Origin of the sequence: Nocardiopsis sp. RV163 (assembly GCF_001029525.1) — a bacterium.
In the GTDB taxonomy this organism is placed as follows: Bacteria; Actinomycetota; Actinomycetes; order Streptosporangiales; family Streptosporangiaceae; genus Nocardiopsis; species Nocardiopsis dassonvillei.
Map to the genome: position 1 here is coordinate 1 of NZ_LEKI01000221.1, position 7,087 is coordinate 7,087.

At 73.8% G+C, this 7,087-nt stretch carries 8 protein-coding genes; 3 read left to right on the forward strand and 5 right to left on the reverse strand.

The features are described 5' to 3' along the window. Positions 1-200: 200 nt before the first annotated feature. Positions 201-1,034 (reverse strand): hypothetical protein, encoded by an 834-nt coding sequence (locus ABD54_RS24440; RefSeq protein ID WP_047871892.1) that lies wholly within the window; start codon positions 1,032-1,034, stop codon positions 201-203. A gap of 15 nt (positions 1,035-1,049) precedes the next feature. Here ABD54_RS24440 and ABD54_RS24445 point away from each other — a divergent pair, with 15 nt between their 5' ends. Both ABD54_RS24445 and ABD54_RS24450 read left to right on the forward strand, forming a co-directional pair. Next, the gene (locus ABD54_RS24445) at positions 1,050-1,727 is read left to right on the forward strand and encodes a hypothetical protein (RefSeq protein ID WP_047871893.1); all 678 of its coding nucleotides are present in this window, start codon (positions 1,050-1,052) and stop codon (positions 1,725-1,727) included. Positions 1,728-1,792: 65 nt separating this feature from the next. After that, positions 1,793-2,215, forward strand: a complete 423-nt coding sequence (locus ABD54_RS24450; RefSeq protein ID WP_047871894.1) for an NUDIX domain-containing protein — start codon at positions 1,793-1,795, stop codon at positions 2,213-2,215. On the opposite strand, the gene ABD54_RS24455 is transcribed toward ABD54_RS24450, so the two are convergent. Next, positions 2,205-3,140 (reverse strand): GNAT family N-acetyltransferase, encoded by a 936-nt coding sequence (locus ABD54_RS24455; RefSeq protein ID WP_047871895.1) that lies wholly within the window; start codon positions 3,138-3,140, stop codon positions 2,205-2,207. The genes ABD54_RS24450 and ABD54_RS24455 overlap by 11 nt on opposite strands. Positions 3,141-3,236: 96 nt before the next feature. Continuing rightward, a complete protein-coding gene (locus ABD54_RS24460) occupies positions 3,237-4,238 on the reverse strand; it encodes an MBL fold metallo-hydrolase (RefSeq protein WP_200904189.1) in 1,002 nt (333 codons plus the stop codon). 327 nt (positions 4,239-4,565) lie between these two features. Between ABD54_RS24460 and ABD54_RS24465 the strand changes: the two genes are divergently transcribed. Beyond that, on the forward strand, positions 4,566-4,994 hold the full coding sequence (locus tag ABD54_RS24465) for a single-stranded DNA-binding protein (protein ID WP_047871897.1): 429 nt from the start codon (positions 4,566-4,568) through the stop codon (positions 4,992-4,994). A 17-nt stretch (positions 4,995-5,011) separates the two neighbouring features. Here the strand turns inward: ABD54_RS24465 and ABD54_RS24470 are convergent, their stop codons facing one another. After that, on the reverse strand, positions 5,012-6,019 hold the full coding sequence (locus ABD54_RS24470) for an HAD-IIA family hydrolase (protein WP_047871899.1): 1,008 nt from the start codon (positions 6,017-6,019) through the stop codon (positions 5,012-5,014). A gap of 152 nt (positions 6,020-6,171) precedes the next feature. Continuing rightward, positions 6,172-6,978 (reverse strand): aminoglycoside N(3)-acetyltransferase, encoded by an 807-nt coding sequence (locus ABD54_RS24475; RefSeq protein ID WP_047871898.1) that lies wholly within the window; start codon positions 6,976-6,978, stop codon positions 6,172-6,174. Between the last annotated feature and the right edge of the window lie 109 nt (positions 6,979-7,087).

A 7,087-nucleotide genomic window follows, 5' to 3' on the forward strand; every position in this document is an offset into this window, starting at 1 on the left:
GCGTGTGGGGGTGCGGGTTCCTGGGTGGGCCCCCCTTGTTTCCAGTCAACCGGACGCGGGCCGGGCGGGGCTAGGGCCTGTTCCGTGCTGTGGACAACCCGATCCGGTGTGCGCGGACGCTGCTGGGAAAGTAGGACCTTGGGCACCTGCGCTCTGGTGATGAGCGGCGACACCATGTCGTAAGCTGGAAGGCACGAGTACTATGACGCGCTGCTACTGCTCAAGGTGGCAGCGCTTTTGATTGTTGACGGACGGGTTGGATGACTGAGGACAGCCGATCGGGAGACCGCGAGGACTCCGGAGCCAACGAGCGCGGCGGTTATCGCTCCGGTGGACCTGGTGGTCGGGGACGCGGTGACGGACCCCGCGCCCGGTCCGGCTACAGCGGTTCCAGAGGTGGCAGGGGTCGTGACGACCGGCGCGGAGGATACCGCCGGGACGACCGTGACCGCGGGGCTTACCAGGGTCGCGACGAGCGTCGCGGCGGTGGCGGTTTCCGGGGCCGTGACGAACGAAGCGATGACCGCGGCGGCTTCCGTAGTGAAGGCGGCGGTGAACGCCGCGACCGTCGGGACGACCGTGGTGGTTTCCGTGGCGGGGAGCGCCGCGACGACCGTGGCGGTTACCGCAGCCGGGATGAGCGCCGTGACGACCGTGGCGGAAACCGCGACCGTGATGGGTTCCGTGGCGGGAACCGTCGCGACGACCGTGGCGGTTACCGCGGCCGGGATGAGCGTCGTGACGACCGTGGCGGAGAGCGCCGCGACGACCGTCGCGGCGGCGGCTTCCGGGACGGCGGGCGCAGGGACGATCGTCGCGGCGGCGGGTTCCGTGGTCGTGACGACAACAGGGGCGGCGGATTCCGCGACCGGGACGACCGGCGCGACGACCGCCGTCCGCCTCGAGAGGACCGTGACCCGGCAGACATCGCGCCCCAGCTCCCGGAGGAGGTCAGCTACTCCCAGCTGGACCCCGAGACCAGACGTGACCTGCACTCGCTGCCCAAGTCGCTGGCCGAACTCGTCGGCAAGCACATCGTCGCCGCCGGCATGCTCCTGGACGAGGACCCCGAGCGGGCCTACTCCCACGCGGCCTACGCGCGCCGCAAGGCGTCGCGCGTACCCGGCGTCCGCGAGGCCTCCGGCGTGGCGGCCTACACCGTGGGCAAGTGGCAGGAGGCCCTGTCCGACCTGCGCGCCGCACGCCGGATGAGCGGACGCGACAACTTCCTCGCGCTCATGGCCGACAGCGAGCGCGGCCTGGGCCGTCCCGAGCGGGCGCTGGAGATCACCAACGACCCGGCCGCCAAGAACCTGGACGCCGCCGACCGCATCGAGTTGCGCATCGTGGCCTCCGGGGCCCGCCGGGACATGGGCGACACCAAGGCCGCCCTGGCCGAACTCCAGGTGCCCGAGCTCAAGGAGAGGCGCGCCCGTCCGTGGGTCGCCCGCCTCTTCTACGCCTACGCCGACGTCCTGGCGGAACTGGGCCGCGAGGACGACGCCCGCGAGTACTTCTCGCGCGCCTCGGCCGTGGACAGCGACGGCGTCACCGACGCCGACGAGCGGCTGGCCGCCCTGGAGGGTATGGAGCTGGTCGACTACGACGCCGAGGACGGCATCGTCTGGACCGACGCCGAGGAGCGGGAACTTCCGGAGGAGCCGGAGGAGGACGCGTCCCCGCGCGACCGCGCCGAACGGTACCGCGGCCGTGAGGACCGGGACTGAGTCCCTTCGGCGGAACCGGCGGCACCGCACCGCCGGGCGGAGACGCTCCGCTCGGCGGTGCCGTCGTGCGCCTGGGGAGCCTCCCCGAGGTCCACGACTCCGTGGTGTGCCTGACCTACACCGGTGACCGGCCCCTGCTGGTGCGCAACCGGCGCCGGGCCTGGGAGTTTCCCGGCGGGCACGCCGAACCGGGGGAGTCCTTCCAGGACACCGCGCGCCGTGAGGCCCGGGAGGAGGCCGGCGCCACCCTCGGCGACATCAGCGCCGTCGGCCACTACGTGCTCTCCGGTGGTCACGTCACGGTGGTCACCCACGCGCAGGTGACCGCGCTGGCCCCGCTGACGGGGGAGTTCGAGACCGTGGAGGTGCGGGCATTCGACGTCCTGCCCTCCGACGAAGAACTCTCCTGGGCGGACGGACTCTACGCCCACCTGCTCCGGGAGCTGGGGCTGCCAGGGGCGCCCCCGGGGCCGCCCGCTAACCCCTGAGCCGCCGGACGTAGACGGTCTCGGAACCGACCGGGACGTAGCCGAGCCGCCGGTTCGCGGCCAGCATCGGCGCGTTGTCCTCGTGGTTGCCGGTGTAGGCGTAGCGCATGCCCCGCTCACGCGCCCGGTGCAGCGCCGCGGCCTTGGCGTACCCGGCCAGACCGCGTCCCCGGAACTCGCGCAGGGTGCCGGTCATGGACGACTCCATCCGGGTCTCCCCGTCGCCGACGTAACAGGTGATGGCGGCCGGTACCCCCTCGACCAGCGCCACCAGGGACAGGTCCGGTGCGCGGAGCGGGTGCTGCCACACTTCCTTGCGCCACCCCTCGTAGGAGGGGAACCAGGGGTCCGCGCCCGGCTCGTCCAGGCTGGCCAGCCTGTCGACCTCGTAGATCTCGCGCGGGTCGTCGCCGTAGTCGCTGAACGGCCGCAGCTCGACGCCCTCGGGTGCTCTCGGCGGGTCGGTGAGATCGGCCAGGTCCAGTCCCAGCACGAGGCTGGTGTCCTCCGGGGCGTACCCCCGTTCCAGCACCGTCCGCCGGAAGGCCTCGCCTCCGGCCTGGACGTCCTCCTCGGCGGCCTCGGCCCGCAGCACCTCGGCCCCGCCCTCGACGAGGCGGCGCTCCGAGGCGTCCAGCAGGCGCGCGCCCACGTCCGTGTCCCGGTGGGAGGCGGCGACCGTGACGAGGAGGGACCGGCCGCTGCTGGGGCCGTCGCCGTCGCGGCGTAGCGCGGAGCGCAGGAAACCCACCGGGGCCCCGTCCTCCACCGCCAGCAGAGCGGTCTCGCGCGTGCCGGGCAGGGGGTTCTCCGCCCGCCAGCGCATCGCTTCCCCGGTCAGCACTCGGCAGGGGTGGACGGCGCGCAGGAGGGGGAGGACCCGGGGGATGTCGGCCCGTTCCATGGGGCGGATCTGAGTCGTCATGGGGTGAGACTAGGACCGGGGTCCGGCTGGCGCACCCGGTTTTCCCGCGGTCCGCGCTCCGACTCCGGGGCCGCGAGGGCCGTCCGGAGCCACCGCTCAGGAGCGCTCCTCCTCCGCGGTCCGGGCCTCGGCCTGCTCCCGGGCGAGTCGGTCCAGCCAGTGCACGATGCCGGACACGTTGGCCTCCGCGCCGCTGAGGGTGTCCAGGATCGCGGCGGACTCCGCGGGCACCTCCGGTGGCATCGGTGCGTAGCGCGAGACCACCTTGTCGCGCACCATGGCGATCGCGTGGTCCAGGTCGCCGGTGCTGCCGTGGGACTCGCGCACCGTCTCCACCCACAGCCGCAACTCGGACTCGGCCCGGTCGAGGGTCTCGGGGACCGAGGTGACCGCGCCGAAGTGGGAGAACATCAGCCGTTGGGCGTTGATGTCCCCGAACAGCCGCAGGGTGCGCAGGCACGCCTCCATGTCGAAGTCCGGCGGTGGCGTGGCCGGGCTGACCTCTCCGGTGAGCGGCTTGTACACGCCCAGCGCGTCGCCGACGTACAGGTCGCCGGTGAAAGTGTCGACCAGGCCCATGTGGTGCTTGGCGTGGCCGGGGGCGTAGTGGGTCACCAGTCGGCGTCCGCCGCCCAGGTCGATCTCCCCCGTCTCGGCCACCGAACGGATACGGGACGCCTCGGTGGGGTTCATCCGTCCGAACAGGCTGTCCAGACGGTCGCCCCACACCATCTCGGCGCTGCGCATCAGCCTGCTCGGGTCGGCCAGGTGGCGGGCGCCGCGCTCGTGCACGACGATCTCGGCGTTGGGGAACAGGGCCGCCATGTCGCCGGTGCCGCCCGCGTGGTCGAGGTGGATGTGGGTGACCACGATGGTGGCCAGGTCCGCGGGGGCCAGCCCGAGGCGGGTGACGGCCTCGTGCAGGACCCGCGCGGAACCGGCGGTGCCGACCTCGACGACGCAGGGCCGTTGGGAGCGGATGAGGTAGCTCGACACGATCCCCGGGTACCCGGCGAGCATCGTGTCGATGGCGAAGATGTCGTCGCCCAACGGGGTGATCCCCTCGGGCAGACCGCTCACGTCCACGTCGTCGTGCACTGCAAGCACCCCTGTTCCTCGGTCGTCGTGGGGTTCGGCGGGGCCGAACCGGACAGGACCCGACTCTAGGACAAGGGTGTCACGGCTGGTCGGGGCGGGGCCAGCCCGGTCCTCTCCGGAGGGGGTGCGCGGAGCACGGCCGGCGCCGGGGCGGGTTGTCCACAACCCCACACCGGGCCTTTCGCCCGGACCTTCGCCGGGGGATCCTGGTGGGAGAGCGCACGCCCCCACCGCACGCGGATGGCCGGACCATCGGTTCCCGGCCCCGCGCCCCCCGCCTCGCGTCGCGCCCCTCTCCTCGCTCTCCACCCATGGGAGGACGTCCACATGCAGCAGGATTCCGCGGTCGCCCCGAGCCGGACCGCCCCCGACACCCCGTCCCCGCGGCAGGACCCGTGTGAGTCCGAGCACCGCAACGAGATCCTCGTGGCCGGGCGGATCACCGCCCGGCCCCTCATCCGCGAGCTGCCCAGCGGCGACCGGTTGGCCACGTGGCGGGTCTGTGTCGCCCGCACCCGCCACAGCCGCTACCGCGGGCGCCGGTCCGACTCGATCACCTGCACCAGTTTCGACCGCGACCTGCACGAGGGGATCCGCGCCTGGCGGCTGGGCGACGTGGTCCGGATGACCGGGGAGCTGCGCCGCCGCACCTGGCGGGGCCGGGAGGGCGTACGAAGCGTGTGCGAGGTGGAGGTCGGCACGGCCACCCTGGTCCGGGCGGCCGAGGACCCCGAGCCCGGGGCGGTGCGGCGGTGAGGGCCCGCCGCGCGGGCTCACCAGCCCAGGCGGGACAGCGCCTCGCGTGCGGCGGGGCCGGACGGGTCCGCCGCACGGTCCGCCCAGACCGCCCCGCACAGTGCGCGCAGCCCGTCCAGCCGGTCCCCGGCCCCCTCGACGCGCGGTGCGCCGCCGGTGACGGTCACCGTCCACCCCGCGCAGCGGGTGCGGTCGCCCTCGCGGACGACGGCCGGGTGCGTGTGGTTCATGCCCGACAGGTCCCACGCCAGGTAGCTGGGGCGCTGGTGCTCGGGTGCGGCGAGGGCGTCCATCGGGGTGGCCACCCCCGTCAGCACCAGCATCCCGGCCGCGCCGTGCGCGGTCGCGCCCTCGATGTCGGTGTCCAGCCGGTCGCCCACGATGAGGGGGTTGCGCGCTCCGGTGCGCAGGATGCCCTCCTCGTGCAGCGGTCGCATGGGCTTTCCGGCGACGACCGGTTCGACCCCGGTGGCGTTGGCGATGATCCGGACGAAGGACCCGTTTCCGGGGGTCAGGCCCCACTCGCTGGGCGCTGTGGCGTCGTTGTTGCTGGCCACGTAGAACGCGCCGCGCCGGACCGCGACCGTGCCCTGGTCCAGCAGGTCGCGGGTCATGTGCCGGGAGTAGCCCTGCACCACGGCCACCACCGAGGGGCTGTCCACCGACACCGGCCGCAGCCCCATCCCGCGCACCGCCTGGCGCAGCGCGGTGTCGCCCACCACCAGTACCTCCGAGCCCGCGGGGTGGTGTTCGCCCACCACGCGGGCGGCGGCCTCCGCCGAGGTCACCACGTCCTCGGGGGCGGCGCCCACGCCCAGTTCGGTCAGGTGCTCGGCGATGCGCGCCGGGGTGCGCCCGGCGTTGTTGGTCACGAACGCGACCCGGGCTCCGGCGGCCCGCGCCTTGCCCACCGCCTCCGGTGCCGCCGGTACGGCCCGCGGGCCGATGTAGACCACCCCGTCCAGGTCCAGGAGCATCGCGTCGTGGATCTCGTTCAGGGGGCGGTCTGCGGCGAGCAGGGGCATGGCGGGGAACCCGTTCCGTGTGATGGCGGTGGTCGTCTCCCAGGCTATGGCTCGGGTCCGCTCGGCCGGGACCGTCCGCCCCGGGCCGGGGTGCGCGCCGCGCCTGCGACCCGTCGCCACGGCTGCGTGCTCCGGACGCCCCGGGGCGGGGGTCACCTGTCCCGGTTCACGGTCATCCAACTGGACGCGAAGGCCACCGCCCCGGGGAGGGAGAACAGCCGCGCGGTGGCCTCGCCCACGGGGCCCGAGGTCACGGCCCCGGTGCTCTCCAAGTCGGCGCCCAGCCGTGCGAAGTCCTCCTCCTCCAGGAGCACGTCGGTGAAGGCCACCCACTCCCGGCCGCCGTCCGGGGTCAGGACCGCGCATCCGGACCGCTTTGGGCGGGGCCGCGGGATGCGGTACTCGGCCAGGTGGAAGGCGGTGCAGGAGTCGAACCCCGTGCCCAGCAGCAGGACCTTGGCCCGGACGCGTTCCAGCGCGGCGAGCGGGGAGTCCTCGCCAAGGCGGCAGCCGACCGGGTGGTGCGCCATGAGGTCGCGGGCGAGGGGGCCCAGGGCGGCGAAGGAGGTCTGCGGGTTCGCGCTGCGTACCGCTCCCGGCCAGGTGCGCACCATCTCCGGGACGCGGCCCATGTACCTGCTCGGTGTCAGGCGCGGGTCGAACCCGGGCGCCTGTGCGCGGATGACCGGCCACCAGTCCTCGGGGACCGGGGGGTCGCGCCACTCGGCGGGGTCGGTGTTGTCCATGGTCTGGGTGGGCACGACGAGCGTTCCCCCGGAGCCGACGGCGTCCATGAGGGCCTGTACGAGAGCCTGCTCACCACCGCACACCCAGCCCAGCGCGCTGAGGGAGGAGTGCACCAGGAGGGTGTCGTCGGGCGCGATTCCCAGCGCGGTCAGGTCACGGGACAGGGAGGCCCGGGTCTGCGGTCGGCCGGGGTTCTTCGCTTGGGCGGGCACGCGGGGGACTCCTCGGCTGGAAGGGAACGGAGCAGATCACCATGGGTATAGCAGGCGGCCGGTACCGGGCCAGTGGGTATCGGACCGTCGGGGCCGGGGGAGGCGTGCC